The 15,925-nt window shown below is 42.2% G+C and carries 17 protein-coding genes; 11 read left to right on the top strand and 6 right to left on the bottom strand.

The genetic code is table 11. From position 1 onward, the window contains the following. Positions 1–234: 234 nt before the first annotated feature. The 5 genes from ebsA to HC643_RS38730 all read left to right on the top strand — a co-directional run bounded on the left by ebsA (position 235) and on the right by HC643_RS38730 (position 3,772). Positions 235–612, top strand: coding sequence for a type IV pilus biogenesis protein EbsA (gene ebsA / locus HC643_RS38750; RefSeq protein WP_038081573.1), 378 nt, complete (start codon positions 235–237; stop codon positions 610–612). A gap of 300 nt (positions 613–912) precedes the next feature. Further along, complete coding sequence (locus HC643_RS38745; protein ID WP_038081574.1) at positions 913–2,007, top strand: phosphotransacetylase family protein; 1,095 nt, start codon at positions 913–915, stop codon at positions 2,005–2,007. Positions 2,008–2,185: 178 nt separating this feature from the next. Continuing rightward, positions 2,186–2,689: a hypothetical protein gene (locus HC643_RS38740; protein ID WP_038081576.1), complete on the top strand. Its 504-nt coding sequence runs from the start codon at positions 2,186–2,188 to the stop codon at positions 2,687–2,689. Positions 2,690–2,777: 88 nt separating this feature from the next. After that, positions 2,778–3,176: an MAPEG family protein gene (locus HC643_RS38735; RefSeq protein ID WP_038081578.1), complete on the top strand. Its 399-nt coding sequence runs from the start codon at positions 2,778–2,780 to the stop codon at positions 3,174–3,176. A 104-nt stretch (positions 3,177–3,280) separates the two neighbouring features. After that, positions 3,281–3,772 carry a YajQ family cyclic di-GMP-binding protein gene (locus HC643_RS38730; protein ID WP_038081580.1) on the top strand — a complete coding sequence of 164 codons (492 nt, stop codon included), beginning with the start codon at positions 3,281–3,283 and terminating at the stop codon, positions 3,770–3,772. 75 nt (positions 3,773–3,847) lie between these two features. Here HC643_RS38730 and HC643_RS38725 read toward each other — a convergent pair whose 3' ends face one another. Continuing rightward, positions 3,848–4,405: a glutathione S-transferase family protein gene (locus HC643_RS38725; protein WP_038081582.1), complete on the bottom strand. Its 558-nt coding sequence runs from the start codon at positions 4,403–4,405 to the stop codon at positions 3,848–3,850. A gap of 66 nt (positions 4,406–4,471) precedes the next feature. Then, positions 4,472–4,936 (bottom strand): hypothetical protein, encoded by a 465-nt coding sequence (locus tag HC643_RS38720; protein WP_038081584.1) that lies wholly within the window; start codon positions 4,934–4,936, stop codon positions 4,472–4,474. A gap of 453 nt (positions 4,937–5,389) precedes the next feature. Between HC643_RS38720 and HC643_RS42315 the strand changes: the two genes are divergently transcribed. Both HC643_RS42315 and HC643_RS38715 read left to right on the top strand, forming a co-directional pair. Then, on the top strand, positions 5,390–5,512 hold the full coding sequence (locus HC643_RS42315; RefSeq protein ID WP_272900254.1) for a hypothetical protein: 123 nt from the start codon (positions 5,390–5,392) through the stop codon (positions 5,510–5,512). 47 nt (positions 5,513–5,559) lie between these two features. After that, positions 5,560–6,285 (top strand): tetratricopeptide repeat protein, encoded by a 726-nt coding sequence (locus tag HC643_RS38715; protein ID WP_038081586.1) that lies wholly within the window; start codon positions 5,560–5,562, stop codon positions 6,283–6,285. 60 nt (positions 6,286–6,345) lie between these two features. On the opposite strand, the gene HC643_RS38710 is transcribed toward HC643_RS38715, so the two are convergent. Further along, positions 6,346–9,168, bottom strand: a complete 2,823-nt coding sequence (locus HC643_RS38710) for a beta strand repeat-containing protein (RefSeq protein ID WP_038081588.1) — start codon at positions 9,166–9,168, stop codon at positions 6,346–6,348. A gap of 632 nt (positions 9,169–9,800) precedes the next feature. On the opposite strand from HC643_RS38710, the gene HC643_RS38705 reads away from it, so the two are divergent. Further along, the gene (locus tag HC643_RS38705; RefSeq protein ID WP_167844846.1) at positions 9,801–9,956 is read left to right on the top strand and encodes a hypothetical protein; all 156 of its coding nucleotides are present in this window, start codon (positions 9,801–9,803) and stop codon (positions 9,954–9,956) included. 102 nt (positions 9,957–10,058) lie between these two features. Here the strand turns inward: HC643_RS38705 and acsF are convergent, their stop codons facing one another. After that, positions 10,059–11,135: a magnesium-protoporphyrin IX monomethyl ester (oxidative) cyclase gene (gene acsF, locus HC643_RS38700; protein WP_038081589.1), complete on the bottom strand. Its 1,077-nt coding sequence runs from the start codon at positions 11,133–11,135 to the stop codon at positions 10,059–10,061. 561 nt (positions 11,136–11,696) lie between these two features. Here acsF and HC643_RS38695 point away from each other — a divergent pair. Continuing rightward, complete coding sequence (locus tag HC643_RS38695; protein WP_038081599.1) at positions 11,697–12,209, top strand: TM2 domain-containing protein; 513 nt, start codon at positions 11,697–11,699, stop codon at positions 12,207–12,209. Here HC643_RS38695 and HC643_RS38690 read toward each other — a convergent pair. Both HC643_RS38690 and hemW read right to left on the bottom strand, forming a co-directional pair. Beyond that, the gene (locus HC643_RS38690; RefSeq protein ID WP_038081590.1) at positions 12,206–12,874 is read right to left on the bottom strand and encodes a DUF2996 domain-containing protein; all 669 of its coding nucleotides are present in this window, start codon (positions 12,872–12,874) and stop codon (positions 12,206–12,208) included. The genes HC643_RS38695 and HC643_RS38690 overlap by 4 nt on opposite strands. Positions 12,875–13,108: 234 nt before the next feature. Then, on the bottom strand, positions 13,109–14,284 hold the full coding sequence (hemW, locus tag HC643_RS38685; protein WP_038083211.1) for a radical SAM family heme chaperone HemW: 1,176 nt from the start codon (positions 14,282–14,284) through the stop codon (positions 13,109–13,111). A gap of 363 nt (positions 14,285–14,647) precedes the next feature. Here hemW and HC643_RS38680 point away from each other — a divergent pair, with 363 nt between their 5' ends. Together HC643_RS38680 and HC643_RS38675 are read left to right on the top strand one after the other, a co-directional pair. Further along, positions 14,648–15,724, top strand: a complete 1,077-nt coding sequence (locus HC643_RS38680; RefSeq protein ID WP_038083214.1) for a PIN/TRAM domain-containing protein — start codon at positions 14,648–14,650, stop codon at positions 15,722–15,724. Further along, positions 15,693–15,914 carry a hypothetical protein gene (locus HC643_RS38675; protein WP_237266053.1) on the top strand — a complete coding sequence of 74 codons (222 nt, stop codon included), beginning with the start codon at positions 15,693–15,695 and terminating at the stop codon, positions 15,912–15,914. The genes HC643_RS38680 and HC643_RS38675 overlap by 32 nt, the downstream gene beginning before the upstream one ends. Positions 15,915–15,925 lie beyond the last annotated feature (11 nt).

Raw genomic sequence — 15,925 nt, 5'->3', positions numbered from 1 at the left:
CCAGCTCCAATAAAAGCCAGTGCAGACCTATTGTACCCGACATTGTCATATTTCTTAGCAAAAAATGATGATTGGTAGTAGAAAGCGAGGAATGGGGGCAAAGCCTAATACTCAATCCCGGTTAGCAATCGCGTGGTTGTCACTCAGGTGATGACTGGTCACTGATTTTTGGGAATACTATTGTCAGCCGTTAATATATCTAGTTGTCAATTTAACATTAGGAATATTCAGAGTATGTCTATCGATCAACTCCAGCCCGCCACTCAGCAACAAGCAAGTGTTTACCTGCCTTACATTCAAGGTAATAACAAGCGGAATTACTTGCCTTTTGCAATTGGTCTTTACCAAAAGGGTGTTTTGGAAGGTCACCGCAAGATAGAAGGCAGTGACAATATTCCCTTTGTTGCGACTTGGAATGTTGCTACCTTGCCTTCAGACTTAACTCGCTGTCGAGTCCAGTTTGACGGTAATGCCGAACTCAGCTACGAAGTGATGATGGCAAGCTTTGAGTTTATTGTTTTTTTAATCGAGCTTTTAGAAAACTATAAACGCTACCGCACGACAGATTTTTCCCAAACCTTCTACCGGAAGTTGCTGCGTATAGAAGATTAAAAGCCCTTAACCTCCTAACCCCTATTTCAAGCAGTATCTCTGGGAATGTGCCAGAATGCAATAAAGGTACTTTTAAAACGTCACTTCTTTTTTCGAGGTTTTTAGCAAAGTGTTACTAATCAAAGATAGCAAAGTTAGACCTAAAATTAGGAAGACCTAGCTAAGTTGTGAAAAGCCATCAGCAATTAGCCATCTGCTTTTAGCAAAAATTAACCTGACTGCCATTTGCGTAGAGTTTCCGCTACTCGCATATGCAAGAGTGCTGAAAGCTAATTAACGTTTGAAACTAGGAGTGCATACGTGCCAAAGTCCACTAAATATTTGTTGATTGGATCTACAGAGGCTTACTGCGGTAAATCTGCAACAATTCTCGGTTTATCTTATCAACTACAGCAAAAAGGGCTTGATATTGCTTACGGTAAACCATTAGGGACCTGTTGGAACAAATCCTCAGACAGTTTACTTGAGGAAGATGTTCAGTTCATTAAAACCAGCCTTAATTTACCGGAAAACCGGATTGCGCCTACCATGCTGAGCTTAGATGAAATGACTGTGCAAAAGTGCCTGCAAGGGTTCGATAAAACAGATTATCAAAAATCTTTGGTGCAGCAATATTCACAGATGCAACTGGGTGATTTGGTGTTACTTGAAGGACCGGGAAATTTAGAAGAAGGAACTTTGTTTAATTTGTCTTTGCTACAAGTGGCAGACGCTGTAGATGCATCTGTCCTGTTAGTAGCTCGTTATAAGTCTCTACTTTCCGTCGAACCATTGATTTCCGCCAAGCAGCTGATTGGCGATCGCTTGATTGGTGTTGTCATTAACGATATACCCACAGACCAACTGTCAGTCGTTAACACGACCATGCGCTCTTTTTTGGAACAACAAGGTATTCCCGTTCTCGGTCTGTTGCCAAAAAGCGAATTATTACGCAGTGTGAGTGTCCGCGAACTGGCACACCAGTTAAACGCAGAAGTTTTGTGTCGTAGCGATCGCCTAGATTTAATGGTAGAAAGCCTTGCAATCGGCGCGATGAATGTCAATGCTGCCGTAAAGTATTTTAACATGCGCCGGAATATGGCAGTTGTTACAGGGGGCGATCGTGTGGAAATTCAACAAGCTGCTTTAGAGACTTCCACCCATTGCCTTATTCTCACCGGACAGCTACCACCTCCGGCCTTCATTCTCAACCGCGCTGAAGAATTAGAAATCCCAATTTTATCCGTCGATTTGGATACCCTTACCACTGTGGAAATTATTAATAGCGCCTTTGGTAATGTGCGCCTTCACGAGCCCATTAAAGTTCAGTGTATTCGCCATTTTATGGCAGAGCATTTTGACATCGGGCGTTTGCTTTCCCTGTTAGATTTCAATCCTGCAGCAGCACTGCAATAGGGTATTGATTGAGAATTAGGAATTTGGGACATGGGGGACATGGGGGACATGGGGGACATGGAAGAATTATCTCCCCGTCAGCCCATATCTCCATCCCCCTATTCCACTAGATATTCAACCGAAAACTCCCCTTGTCTGCTAAAATATCTTGGTCGTTTAATCTACTATTTGTTCATCTTTGAGCCAGTCAATAGACCTTATTAACGTCGATACATTAGCGCTAGAACTGGCGACAATCCAGCAAACAGGTTCAAAAAGAATCGCGTTGCTGGGATCTCGTCATGTGCCGATTACCCATCAGAATCTTATTGAGATGATGAGCTATGCCTTAGTTTTAACAGGCAATCGGATCATCACTTCTGGTGCTACTGGTACTAATTCAGCTGCTATTAAGGGAGCAATGCGGGCTGATCCTAATTTGCTAACGGTGATTCTACCTCAAAGCTTAGAACGCCAACCCTTAGAATCGCGTCAGCAACTAGAACAGGTGATGCATCTGGTTGAAAATCCTACCAACAATCATCTGTCTCTTGCAGAAGCAAGTTACTTATGTAACAAGGAGATTGTCTCCCGTTGTCAGCAACTCATCTGCTTTGCATTTCACGACAGTAGAACTCTGCTGCAAACTTGTAAGGAAGCAGAAGAACAAAGAAAACTGGTGACGCTATTCTACTTCGATTAGTCATGTGTCATTTGTCTTTTGTCCTTTGTGTTGGGCTAATGACCGATGACTCATGACTAACGCTTGATGACTCACGACCGATAACTAAATGACTATTTTTTTGTACTCTATTGCGGCGGCTGCCGTTCTGATTTACGTGCCATTTTTAGTGGTCAGTTATGGTCGCGTACAAGTTGGATATGACATATCTGCTCCTCGCGCTATGTTTGATAAACTACCACCCTACGCTCAACGAGCAACTTGGGCGCACCAAAACTCGTTTGAAGCATTTATGATATTCACGGCAGCAGCATTAATGGCATACGTAACGGGCGTAAATTCTCCCGTTGCAGCAGGAGCTGCAGTCACCTTTGTTGTAGCTAGATTGCTATACTCAGCTTTTTATATTTTGAATGTTCCCATTTTGCGATCGCTGATGTTTGCTATTGGCGCTCTTGGTTCTGCCACTCTCATTGCCCTCAGTATAATTGAAGTAACTCACAAATAATGGCTGGTTGTTAGTTGTTAGTTGTTGCTAGTTAATAATTTTTAACCACTAACTACTAACCACTAACCACTAACCATTAATTAATAACAATTTTAAAATTTCCTATGGCTTCTACCTTTTCCTTTGATATCGTTAGCGACTTTGACAGACAAGAGTTGGTCAATGCAGTCGATCAAACTGTGCGCGAGATTAAAGGTCGTTACGACCTTAAGGATACTCAAACAACTGTTGAATTAGGAGAAGACAGGATTACCGTTAATACTGATAGTGAGTTTACATTGGAAGCAGTACACGGCATATTGAGAGATAAAGCTGCTAAACGTAACCTCTCACAAAAAATCTTTGATTTTGGCAGAGTTGACTCTGCTAGTGGTAATCGCGTGCGTCAAGAAATTACCCTAAAAAAGGGTATCAGTCAGGAAAATGCCAAGCAAATTTCCAAGCTAATTCGGGATGAGTTCAAAAAAATACAAGCATCGATTCAAGGAGATGCTGTACGCGTTACGGCTAAAAGTAAAGATGATTTACAAGCTGTGATTCAAAGGTTGCGGCAAGAAGATTTCCCAGTTGCTCTGCAATTTACAAATTACCGATAAATTGGGTTTCGTTCCTCAACCCAACCCAATCAGATAAACCCAACACAATCATCTATTTGTTGGGTTTCGCTCCTACTAACCTCGCGCTCCGATGGTCTTTTGAAATGCCGGACGCTCAGAAATTTTTTTGATGTAATTTAAGACTGCTGGATAGGGGCTGAGATCTAGCTTTAACATGAAGGAGACATAGGATAGAATTGACCCTACGGCAACATCAGCAACAGTAAATTCATCACCTAGCAAGTAGGGTTGCCGTCCAAATATTTCATTAAGAGGAGTTAGCAGCCGGGGCGTTTCTTTTTCCCGGCTTGCTTCTGTAAAAATGCCTGTTGCTAATGTAGCGTTAGAAAATAATACCCATTGTGCGACTTGGGCATTTTCTTCTAGTGAAAGTGCAACTTTTCCATACTTCTGGGCAAGGTAAAGCAAAATTGCTCCCGATTCCCATAGTTGCAAGTCACCATCTACAATTGCAGGAACTTTTCCTATTGGGTTAATTGCTAAAAATTCCGGTTTGCGTTGTTCACCCGCTTGCAAATCAAGCTTCACGAACTCGTAGGGAACTTCAAGTTCCTCTAGATACCATTGAACAATGGATGCACGGCTCATTGCCCCGCCATATAGTTTTAGCATTTATCAGTTATCAGTTATCAGCTATCAGTTAACAGTAAATAATGATAACTGATAACTGTTAATTCCTTAAAGGACTTTATGGGTGTTGGGATGTTGTTTGATGTTATCTTCTTTAGTTACATTCCTTGTCACATTTAATACTCTTTTTCGTTCAATAGAATATTTGAAATCGGTATAGGTTGTACCTAAAGGAATCAGAGTTTTTGCTACTTCGCGACGCTTGTAGGTACGAGCAGCTGCTATTGCCCGTTCCATAAAATCATGACCGAATTGGGCAGATTCCGGAAATTCAGAGGGAATTTTGAGATGATCTCCGTCCATTAAGCTACCTAAAGTGGTAGCATAAGCAAGCTTATATGAGGTACTGGTACCTTTAAAGAGCGTTTCTAGGGAAGCAGAGGGAATTGGTTCTATAATATCGACTTGATTCACTTCTCCGTCTTCTTTTACAAAACAGGTTGCTAAACCGATGACAATATAGTCATCCGCCGTAAGGTCAGGTGCATTGGAATAGGAAATTACTGTTGTCATAACAAATTTTTTCAAAACTTTACAAAGTCTACAATAAGGTTGAATTCAAGCTTTTCAGGTGCAGAACTACCGAATTTTATGTGAAAGCCCGGAGTTCTGATTAATGAGTCCTTAGTAATTTCCGCAATCCTACTCATTCTTTATAAGTCAGACCTCTGTACTATCAAAGCACTTGCACTACAAGAAAGGAATTGGGAAACGGGGAACTGAGGACTGGGAATCGGGGACTGGGGACTGGGGATTGGTTAATTTCAACCTTTAAGCTCTAACCCTAATCCCTAAACTCTAACTCCTTTGGTCATTTTATCAAGTTGCAGCTCCCTCTACTTGAATAATCTAGGGGATTGATAACTGCTGTATCTGGAATTGAACTTGGGGATGAAGTATCCATTAATAGATTGAAGCATCAATTATGTAAGGTGCCTCAATTTGGTAAAGAACCCCAAGAGCCATATGGCTCCTCTAAGCATAAATTCTCACTTGTTAGGACAACTCAAGTCCGGCTTGGATGCTTGCGCCCAAGTACTTACAGACACCTTAACAAGTGACACAGGGGCAAAACCACAAGCACGGTGAAACCTATAAGTTGATCTCACACGAGCAAGCAGCTCAGGCAGGAAACTATGAACAGTCACTCATTTTTAGCTTCTGGTGACCAGCAAAATCACCTCCACCCATTTGCACTAAATAGAAATGCATCGCGAGAGCAAGAGGCTAACGGTAGAGACGAATCCTCTGTAGGAGATAGCTACTTGCGCTCTCGTGCTCTGACAATGGCTCAACAAGGACAGTACGTCGCAGCAATTGAGTTGTTGAATCAATTGATTGCTCGCCATCCCCTCAATGCTGTAGATTACAACAACAGAGGGCTGATTTATTATCAAAGCGGTGAAACGGAAAAAGCTCTTTGTGATTACAATACAGCTCTAGAACTCAATCCTAAATTGGTAAGCGCTTACAATAACCGAGCCAATTATTATGCTGCTACCGGAAAATTAGAAGCAGCACTCGAAGATTACGACCGGGCGTTGGATTTGAATCCGGGTCACGTGAGAGCATGGATTAACCGAGGTATTACTTTCCGAGACTTGGGGCAATATGAGGAAGCAATAGAAGATTTTGAGGCGGCTCTACTTTTTGGTGACTTAGAGGGACACATCATAGCAGAGAGAGGCAGAACATATCATCTCTGGGGCGATTGGAATTGTGCGATCGCTGATTACCGTCGTGCTTTAACTTACCTACCTTCTTATGGTTCCAAAAAAGGAGAACCGAGCTTCCGCTTGCGCTTGCAAGTTGAAAATTGGTTGGATGAGTTGTTGCACCCTCAGCAGTATTTAAGATGGTAATTCCCAACTGGCTGGACAAACAGAGGAGACACAAGGCAAACAGAAGCAAAGAAACGGCTTTTACGAGTGACACGAAGCAGTGTTTTGCCATGGACTGTGAGGATTTACCTTGGGTGGTTGAGCAATGAGAGTGACTTCACCATTCTTATCCACAACCCATCCTTGAGCTTCGACAATTTGACTGGGAGACAGGGAGACATTTTCACTTTTGAATTTTGAATTTTGAATTTTCAATTGATGCGTATTTCTTGGTTTTTGAGTAGAAAGTACATTTATCTCCGGGTTTGAAAGTGATACCCACCCCACCTGCACATTATCAGCTGCTAACATTTGGTAAGGGCTGGGTGCAATTCCTCCACGTCCTGTAATCACAAATTCACTCTGTTGTGTATCTGTATCATCCTGACAAGCTTGGGCTACTTGAGTATCCGTTGGTGGTGCTTGTGGTAGTTTGGTTAACCCGCGATTGGGATCGATGTCTGGAGTGTTAATTTCAACAACACCATCTATGCCAAATTCAGAACTGGCAGTAATATCACTATCAGGAGATAGCAAAATTCCCCGAGTATTGATGGTTATGTTACCTCCTCTCCCTTTAGCTGCATTAGCTGTAATGTAACTGTTCTCTAAAGAGACTAATATCTCCGAGTCAATATTGATATTGCCTCCATTCCCCTCAGCTTGAGCAGTTCCTGCAGTAGCAGTTATGCTGCTATTACGTAATAAAATACTTCTGGCTGTGAGTTTGATATTTCCACCTTCGCCTGAGGTTGTTTCTGTTGAAATAGTGCCTTGATTGTTAAGCTCGATAGAGCGAGCATTCACTTCAATTTTGCCTGCATTGGCAGTTTCATCGCCTCGCACACGAGCAAATAATCCGCTATTAGAGCCATCATTATCAACTGTCTCACCACCAAATTGTTCGCGTCGAGCACTGAAAGTGCCATCGCTTCCAGAGATATGGACGCTATCGGTGGCATTAACAGTTATGTTACCTGCACTGCCACTACTAAAACTACTAGTTAAAATTTGTCCGCCGTCTGTTAACTGAAGAGTGTTGGTGTTAACAGTGATATTACCGCCATTTTTGCCACTTCTCGTTCTAGCACTCAGAACTGCTCCATTAGATATGCGTAAGGTGCCAGTAGTTACAGTAACATCACCTCCCGAGTCGGTTGCGCCTTGCTCGGTGGAACTTATCAACCCACTGGAAAATCCTTTTGGAGAAAAACCAGAAAGATTTACGGATTCTGAAGCATTAACGCGAATATTTCCTGCTTTGCCATTTCCACGGGTGAGAGATTGAATTTCCGCTCCATCAGACAAAGAAAGAGTGCGCGAATAAATTTCAATATCACCTGCATTACCAACAGCGCCCTTTTCTACCGTGCTAAAGAGACCAGTACTACTGTCAAGTCTTGCGATCGCAACTTCAGTGGGTGCTGAAGAATCGTCTTCCATAAAGGAAAAAGGCACATCTGGAAATTCTTTGTTTGAATTAACAATCGAGATGAAGTCATCTACCCAAATATAGATATTTCCTGCATTTCCTTGTCCAAATGTACTGGCAACGACTTCAGTATTATTGCTGAGGCTTAAGGATCTTGCTTTGATGAGAATACTACCACTATTACCAACTGCTTCAGATTCCACTGCATTGGAGACGGAACTTCTAGACATCTCAGTATCACCTGTAGCATTAAGTACAATATCCCCCGCTTTGCTGCTGTTTGTCCCCAGCCCTTGCCCGATACCAGCATTGAGACGGCTATCTGATATTTTTAGGGAGTGAGCGTTGATGGCAATACTACCCCCATTGGATGCACGTACATCTATAGCCGAGAAATTGCTGAGAGATACATTAGCTAGGGCAACACTTTTTGGAAAACTTAAACTGAGCTGGTCGCCGCTCATGTTTAACCCCACCGTTCCTGCTTCTGCCAATCCTCCCAACTCCACTCTTCCACCAGGAGCGCTGAGAGAGCCACCATCGAGAATAATACTTCCAGCAACGAATAACAAACTCTTACCGTCTCCAACACGCAAACCAGTTGAATTTGATTCAGGTCTTTTTGGTAGTGGTACGATGGGTGGTGCAACGGGTGGCGGTGCAACGGGTTGTTCGGCTACAGGTGGTACTTCTCTCAGTACTTCTGGTGTTGTTACTGGAGAAAAATCTAATGGATCGGTTGATGAGAGTGGTGCAATTGCAGAAAATATTGTAATTAATTCAGGAGCGTCCTGAGAGGAAATGTCCTGAGAGGAAATGTCCTGAGAGGAAATTGTGACTGGGATCGGTCCGACGGAGCGATCGACAACTATTGGTTTAGGATTTATTTGATTGAATAGAAAGGCTGATGGATTGATGGTCAGTAACGGGGGAGTATTGGGATTTGAAGCACTGAAAAAACCGCGATCGCCAAACTCAATGGCATTAGCTGTTGTTGCAACAAATGAACCTCTCACATCTAAGCTGGCATTTTTCCCAAAAATAATTCCGTTAGGGTTCATCAAAAACAAATTGGCATTACCCTCAACACCAAGCTTCCCAAAAATTTTGGAAGGGTCAATTCCCGTAACTCGGCTCAAAATGTTCTCAATACCGGATGGGTTGGCGAAGTAGACTTGTTGTCCTTCACCAACATGAAATTGTGAAAAGCTGTGAAATAGGTTAACTCCGCGAGTTGCTCCACCCTCAATTTTATAGGTTTGGGAGTCTATTTCCGTAACTGTAGAACTTTCAGTACCTAAGGTGTTGTCTGGCACTAGCTTGAGTTCTTGAGCAATAGCATAATTTGTACCGAATGAGTACGTACACAAGCCTAGTGTCCCCACTTTTGTAAAAAGGCTCAAAAACAGGTTATGCTTACTTTTTTTGGACATTCCGTTTGTCAAAGAAACAGCAGTGACCGAATAACAATTTTGCTACACGTTAATTAATTACTGGTAATTAAAATGACTTTTTGCAAACTCCCTTAATAGGTTGCATATATTTTCAGGCAAATCCGCTATTTTTTCACAAAACTTAAAGATAAGACTATTTTGGATTTGAAATTTAAGATTTTGGTATGAAAAAGTCTGACTTAAACTTATTTTTTGAGTAAAAATTTTTAGAAAAACAAAAGACTTTTTATGACATTTTCTAACCGTCAAAGTCTAATGAATAAATTAAAGTAAAAACATCACGAGATTCAACCTCAAGCTTTCGCACTCAGAGTTTTCTCTGGGTGCTTTTAGTTTTTTATCAAGGTCTGAGGATTCTCTTGAGGGTTTTGCTGCAAAATTGCAAGCAGTTCCTACGCCTTAGGCTTTAAACCTAATTAATATTTTATAATTGCTCTCTATCACCCGATCGGGTGACCCAATTGGATGAAGTCTGGCAATCTCTCTTCACTATATTCTTATTTTGTAACGAAAGACGAACGAATAACAAGGAATTCGGACTGCAAATCTTAAGTATCATCTTTGTTTCTGAATTAGTCGTCCCGGATTTCCCTAATCTTTGCGAGGTTCTCATGAGCGAGCAAGAAAAAGCCAATATTCACTCAGCGTATCAAATGGCAGCAGAAATGACCTATCTTGTAGCGGTTGGTTTGAGCAAGGCAAAAGAAAAATCAGAAGCCAGAAAAATGCATCGCGACAGGAAAAATAGGAAACCGTTTTCTAATTAAACAATTGCCCAATTCAACAGAAAAATTCTCTAGAATCTATTGATAGCATAAATAAAATAGAGAGACGTTATATATAACGTCTCTCTATTTTATGGACTGTATCTACCGCACAACATATCGAGTTGCTTCAGCATCAATTGGTTTGATGAAGTACAACTGCACTACTTGCCAAGCATTGGAGATGTAGTAGGGTAGCTTCTGGAAGAATTGCAGGAATTTTGGAGTATTGGAGTTCGCGATCGCAGTCAACTTCTCGTTGTTCTTGACACAAACTTCCAAACGCTCGTAGAACTCCGGACGCTCAATATCTAGCATAACGGGGAAGACTCGCCCTGCTGTTTCATTGGTTTTTTCAATGACGTACTTATCATATTCCCGTGCATCTAAACCAATTGAGGCATAAAAGTCTTTGCGTTGCACGTCATTGAGATACATAGTGGCAAAGACTGACAGCAGGAAGAACCGACACCACAACCGTGCTTTCCAATCGTTCAGCATTTGTGGCTGAGATTTCATAATGGCATCAAAGAAATCACCGTGGCGATTTTCATCCTGACACCAGTTCTCGAACCAACGGAAAATTGGATAAATCCGGTCTTCTGGGTGTGCTTCTAAGTGGCGGTAAATAGTGATATACCGCCAATAACCAATCTTTTCTGAAAGATAGGTTGCGTAGAAGATAAATTTTGGTTTAAAGAAAGTGTACTTGCGGCTCTTTGTTAAAAACCCTAAATCTAGCGACAGATTAAAATCTGAGAGTGCTTTGTTAAGGAACCCAGCGTGACGTGCTTCATCCCGAGACATGAGATTAAAGCACTCTGCTAGAACGGGGCTTTTATCCTTTAAACGACGACCGAGTTCTTTGTACAACAAAAATCCGGAAAATTCTGCCGTACAGGAACGTTCCAAAAATTCAACGAACAACCGACGAGTTTCCCCATCAATACGATCCCAGGATTGTTCAAACTCGGAATCCCGAACAAAGTGATGGCGGTTGTAGTCCGCACGAAACTCTTCTAGGATGGCTTGCAACTCATCTTCGTTGACGGAAATGTCCATCCGTGCCATCTCATCGAAGTCAGTTGTGTAGAATCGGGGTGTCAGCAGGGTTTCCTTCGCTGGGACTTTAATCCCTGGCCGTATTTCTTCAAAGCCTGGTTTTTTTAGGGAATCTACCATGTCCTGATTGCCATGAATGTCTTATTATTCCGTGGTTTCCGTCAAAGCCATAAGCAATGCGCTCGCGAACATTGACAGAAGACAGTATTTTATTTGTATAGTTCAGTCTACCAAGGCTAGGGGTAATAACAGACGCCTAAAACGTTAAGACTTGCAACAATACTTCAACTAACGATCCTAGTGGGTGAAGTGCAATTGCATTTTTCCGAACTATCCTAGAGATATAAAATCCTATTTAAGAGCCGCACAAGGGGGACAGGGGAGACAAGGAACAGGTGTTTGTAAATCATTTAGGACTGATGAACAAATCGTGTTTGTGTTGTTTATGGGAATGTTATTAGAATTATGAATCTTTATAATGAACTGTAAAGTTGCACGGAGAAAAAGAGGTCTGTAAAAATTGAACTAAATTTCTCTATATAAAATGTCACACTTATGAAATTTCTCTTACTGATTTTTTGAATGCATGATTTTTGAATCGCTACCTACCATGGTTTGAAACAAAACAGTATGGGAAAGCCGTCTGGAAAAACAAGCACGAATCTGAGGGGTTGGCACGGGATGAATGCGGAAACTAATAACACAAACAAAGAACATCAAGATCGTCTTCTTGTCTCTTACATCTTAAATGTAATTGGATTTTTTGGTCTGCTTAGTGGGTTGCACCGTTTATACAACGGCAAGGTCGGAACAGGTATGTTATGGATGTGTACTTTTGGTTTGCTGGGGGTCGGACAAGTTGTTGATTTGTTTCTCATCCCTAACATGGTTAACGAGCACGAAATGAAACTCAGGCTAAAAGCAGGGGTGTCTCCCTTTGGCGTACCTTTAAATCAACCGCCTGCAACAACTCAAGTTTACAAATCGCCTCAAGAAAAACTGATGATACAACTGCTGAAAGTGGCGGAAAAAAGAAATGGCAGACTCACTGTGACTCAAGGAGTCATGGAAACGGGGGCTGGCTTTACGGAAGTGGAAGCAACGCTCAAGGAAATGCTGAAATCTGGTTATGTAGCAGTAGATAACGACCCCATTACAGGAGCTGTTACCTACCACTTTCACGAGCTTGGCTAGTTTCTTCCCAACCACTTTTGACCGTTCAAACGCTGCACAATACCAAACACTAAAAGATCGAGTGTGATTTTGCGCTCGTCTATAAGAAAAGATTCAAGAGTACTGGGCTTTTTCCCTTCATGACAGGAAAAAGCTTTTTTCCCTTGAATGTCTTCTTCAGGAAAATATAGGTTAAACTGGCGCAGCCCGTTTTGCCAACTACCTGCTATTTGCCAACAGTCTTCAGCTTTTTCATAGCCAATGATGGGAAGCTTCTGTTTGGCAAAAGATAATTGTAAATCTTGTACCCCTTCTTTTGCGATCGCTTTTTGTAAAGCCGGCAAGTAGTCTTGCTGTATAAACTCTACAAAGGGCTTATCTTCAACACCAGGTGCTTTCTCTTTTTTTGCCCCAGCCTTAGCAGCTGCGGCAGGTTTTTCCTCAGCATCCCCTGCAGCTTTATCCGCTGGCTTTTCCCGTTTGGGTGGCGCAGTTTTGGATTTTGCCGCATTGGGATTAGTTTCTGGGTTTGCCGTTTTGGGGTCTGGAGCGTTGGCAGTTGGAATGCTGGTCGCTTCAGGTGAATCAGTGCTGGGAGCGTTTTCTTCAGCGACACTGGGGGCTTGCTTATCGACAGTGCTGGGAGCAACTTCTCCTGCTTGATTGTGATTGGTTTCTTCTGCCATTGCTTGGAGTCAATCCTTCCGACTTGACTGTATCACTTTCATTTTGACATAGGTCTATGAGTTATCAACGCGCTAATTGCTAATGGCTAATGGTAAGTCCAGTCCTGTAGGCGGGTTTCCCGCGCCCTGGGAACTGGCGAACCCGTTCGCGTTCGCGAAGCGTGTGCCTTGCACATAGCGTCTCCGTAAAGAGATAGGGCTAATGGCTAATGGCTAATTGCTAATTGCTACTCCCTACCCCCTGAATAATTCTGCTAAGACTACATTAGAGAATAAAAAACCTTCTGGGTCGGTGAGTCGCAACCTTCCACCGACAACTTCTACCCAACCTTTCTCATAATAAGTTGCACAACGCTGCTCTATCTCTTTTACCTTGTCTTTGCCGAAACGTTCTGCCAAAGCAGCTAAGCTGACTCCTTCTGCCAACCTCAACCCTAACATTAAAGTTTCTAATAAAATTTCATCTGGTGGTGTCACATCACAATCTACAATCGCTCCATTTTGCACCCACCCATAATATTCCTTGGTGGTACGAGGGCGGTTGAAGCGTTTTCCACCAATATAACTTGCTGCACCCATCCCAAAGCCATAATAAGGGCGGTTCTCCCAGTAAACTCGATTGTGGCGGCATTGATGTCCCGGTCGGGCGTAGTTAGAAATTTCATAATGTTCGTAACCTGAATTTTTTAAAAATTTCTGTGCTATGCGATACATTTCCACTGTTGTTTCATCTGTTGGTAAAGGTCGATCCCCAGGTTTGTAATACCGCCCAAAAGGAGTTTGTGGCTCAATTGTCAAGTCATAAATAGATATATGCGTGGGTGATAGGGCGATCGCTTTTTCTAAAGATTCTTCCCACCTATCTAAAGTTTGATGCGGCAATCCCGATATTAAATCTATGCTGAATTCGGGAACCGCGACTAGTCGGATTAAATCCACGGCTGCGAAAATGTCTGAGACGGCGTGCGATCGCCCACTCGCTTTCAATAAATCATCCTGAAAAGCTTGCACGCCCAAACTGATCCGGTTTGTGCCTGCTGCACGGTAGCCTTGTATATGGGCTAAGTCAAAAGTGCCTGGGTCCATTTCCATGGAAATTTCTGCATCAGGCGATATACCAAACTGTTTATCTAACGCCGTCAATATTGTTTCTAACTGTTCTATAGAGAGAAGGGAGGGAGTACCGCCACCAAAAAAAATTGTTTGCAATGGTTGACAGAAAGTAGGTGTGATGGTGATTTCATGACACAAAGCGCTAACGTACTGAGAAATAGTGCCCGATGTTTCACCCCGCAAGCGATCTCCGACCACTGATACGGGAAAATCGCAGTAGAAGCATCGCCGCCTGCAGAAGGGAATGTGAACATAAGCAGAGGAAGGAGAGCCGATCGCGTTGACTGGATAATCCATTTTAATAAAGATTTAAATTATTAATCGAAGGGTTACAAATAATGAAAATTACTCTGTTTTTTGGATTTTTTTATCGTTTTACAACAAAAAGATGAAAAAGATAAAGCATAAAACTCTTTGGTTATAATGAGTGCATATCTTGTCAGACAAAACTCTTAGAAAGTATGAAGGATGAGGGATAAAGGATGAAAAAATTTTATACACATTCTAGAAGGGGGACAATCTCCTGGATAAATTCATAAAGGGATTTCACTTTATACGTCATACTTCACACTTTATGCTTATGTCTAAATCTATCTTACCGAGGAAATAAAAAATACCTTATTTGCTCGGTTAACACAGTTCCAGGAAAACAACACAATCATGGTTGATGCAATTATTATTTTCTCATTTGTCCTGGCAGCAACGGGCATAGGTTACTACAGTATAGACCTCTTCCCAAGAGGAGTTCTGGCTAATGTTAGCAACCAAGAAGCTTTACGCTTAGTCTTTGCTGCTTTCACTGCTATCATTGGCGGTGCAGTAGGATTAAGGTTCCAGACAGGATACCGACGCTTGGAAACACAAGTCCGGGAATTACCATTTGATGTAATTCTAACTCGTGCCATTGGCTTGGTTGTCGGGCTTCTGATAGCTAACTTGATGCTTGCTCCGTTGTTTTTACTACCAATTCCAGCGGATTTTAGCTTTATTAAACCTTTGGTCGCTGTTGTAGGTAGTATAGTTCTGTCATATACGGGCATGAATTTAGCGGACTCCCACGGACGGGGGCTGTTGCGCCTAATCAGTCCCAATACCGTAGAGACAATGATTGCGGAAGGGACTTTGAAACCAGCCAGTACTAAAGTTTTAGATACTAGCTGTATTATAGACGGTCGTATTGAATCACTGCTGGAAACTGGGTTTTTAGAAGGACAGTTGCTCGTACCCCAGTTTGTCCTGCAAGAATTGCAGCAAGTCGCTGATGCGAGTAAAGACCAAAAGCGAGTCAGGGGAAGACGGGGACTGGAAATTCTTAACAGAATCAAAGGGACTTACCCAGAGCGCATCGTAATTAACCTCACTGATTATGAAGACATTACAACTGTTGATGCGAAGTTAGTTCGATTTGCTCAAGAAATTAACGGTACGTTACTGACTAATGATTACAACTTATCAAAAGTGGCTAGCGTACAGAAAGTTCCGGTACTCAATGTGAATGACTTAGTGAACGCAGTTCGTCCCACTTACTTACCTGGTGATAATATTGACATTAAGGTACTTAAAGAAGGGAAAGAACCAAGCCAAGGCATTGGCTATCTTGATGATGGCACAATGGTTGTGGTTGAAGAAGGAAGCGGTTATGTAGGAGGCGAAATCCGGGTAGTTGTCACAAGTGCTTTGCAAACTTCTGCAGGAAGGATGATTTTTGCCAAACCACAAGCTTCTGCGATCGCATGACATCAAGATGACAAGAATTAGAGTTAAACTTTGCAGCCGATGTGGATTAACCGCATCGGTTCTTTATCGGGTGAAATATGAAGAGGATGGACAATGGGTTTTTGTTTGTTCTCATTGTTGGGAAAAAGTAAGTCAAGATAACCCATTTTACGTCTATGGAGGAACGTGGAAAGCAAAGAAGAAAAATTGAACCAAATATTT

Source organism: Tolypothrix bouteillei VB521301 (genome assembly GCF_000760695.4).
In the GTDB taxonomy this organism is placed as follows: Bacteria; Cyanobacteriota; Cyanobacteriia; order Cyanobacteriales; family Nostocaceae; genus Scytonema; species Scytonema bouteillei_A.
The sequence above is the reverse complement of the archived record's forward strand: the minus strand, read 5'-3'. Positions and strand labels throughout refer to the sequence as shown.

What these genes read in the sequence shown, in the direction of transcription:
- ebsA (WP_038081573.1), top strand. Translation starts at nt 235, where the DNA reads ATGTCTATCGATCAACTCCAGCCCGCCACTCAGCAACAAGCAAGTGTT.
- HC643_RS38735 (WP_038081578.1), top strand. Translation starts at nt 2,778, where the DNA reads ATGACTATTTTTTTGTACTCTATTGCGGCGGCTGCCGTTCTGATTTAC.
- HC643_RS38730 (WP_038081580.1), top strand. Translation starts at nt 3,281, where the DNA reads ATGGCTTCTACCTTTTCCTTTGATATCGTTAGCGACTTTGACAGACAA.
- HC643_RS38725 (WP_038081582.1), bottom strand. Translation starts at nt 4,405, where the DNA reads ATGCTAAAACTATATGGCGGGGCAATGAGCCGTGCATCCATTGTTCAA.
- HC643_RS38720 (WP_038081584.1), bottom strand. Translation starts at nt 4,936, where the DNA reads ATGACAACAGTAATTTCCTATTCCAATGCACCTGACCTTACGGCGGAT.
- HC643_RS42315 (WP_272900254.1), top strand. Translation starts at nt 5,390, where the DNA reads ATGGCTCCTCTAAGCATAAATTCTCACTTGTTAGGACAACTCAAGTCC.
- HC643_RS38715 (WP_038081586.1), top strand. Translation starts at nt 5,560, where the DNA reads ATGAACAGTCACTCATTTTTAGCTTCTGGTGACCAGCAAAATCACCTC.
- HC643_RS38710 (WP_038081588.1), bottom strand. Translation starts at nt 9,168, where the DNA reads ATGTCCAAAAAAAGTAAGCATAACCTGTTTTTGAGCCTTTTTACAAAA.
- HC643_RS38705 (WP_167844846.1), top strand. Translation starts at nt 9,801, where the DNA reads ATGAGCGAGCAAGAAAAAGCCAATATTCACTCAGCGTATCAAATGGCA.
- acsF (WP_038081589.1), bottom strand. Translation starts at nt 11,135, where the DNA reads ATGGTAGATTCCCTAAAAAAACCAGGCTTTGAAGAAATACGGCCAGGG.
- HC643_RS38695 (WP_038081599.1), top strand. Translation starts at nt 11,697, where the DNA reads ATGAATGCGGAAACTAATAACACAAACAAAGAACATCAAGATCGTCTT.
- HC643_RS38690 (WP_038081590.1), bottom strand. Translation starts at nt 12,874, where the DNA reads ATGGCAGAAGAAACCAATCACAATCAAGCAGGAGAAGTTGCTCCCAGC.
- hemW (WP_038083211.1), bottom strand. Translation starts at nt 14,284, where the DNA reads ATGGATTATCCAGTCAACGCGATCGGCTCTCCTTCCTCTGCTTATGTT.
- HC643_RS38680 (WP_038083214.1), top strand. Translation starts at nt 14,648, where the DNA reads ATGGTTGATGCAATTATTATTTTCTCATTTGTCCTGGCAGCAACGGGC.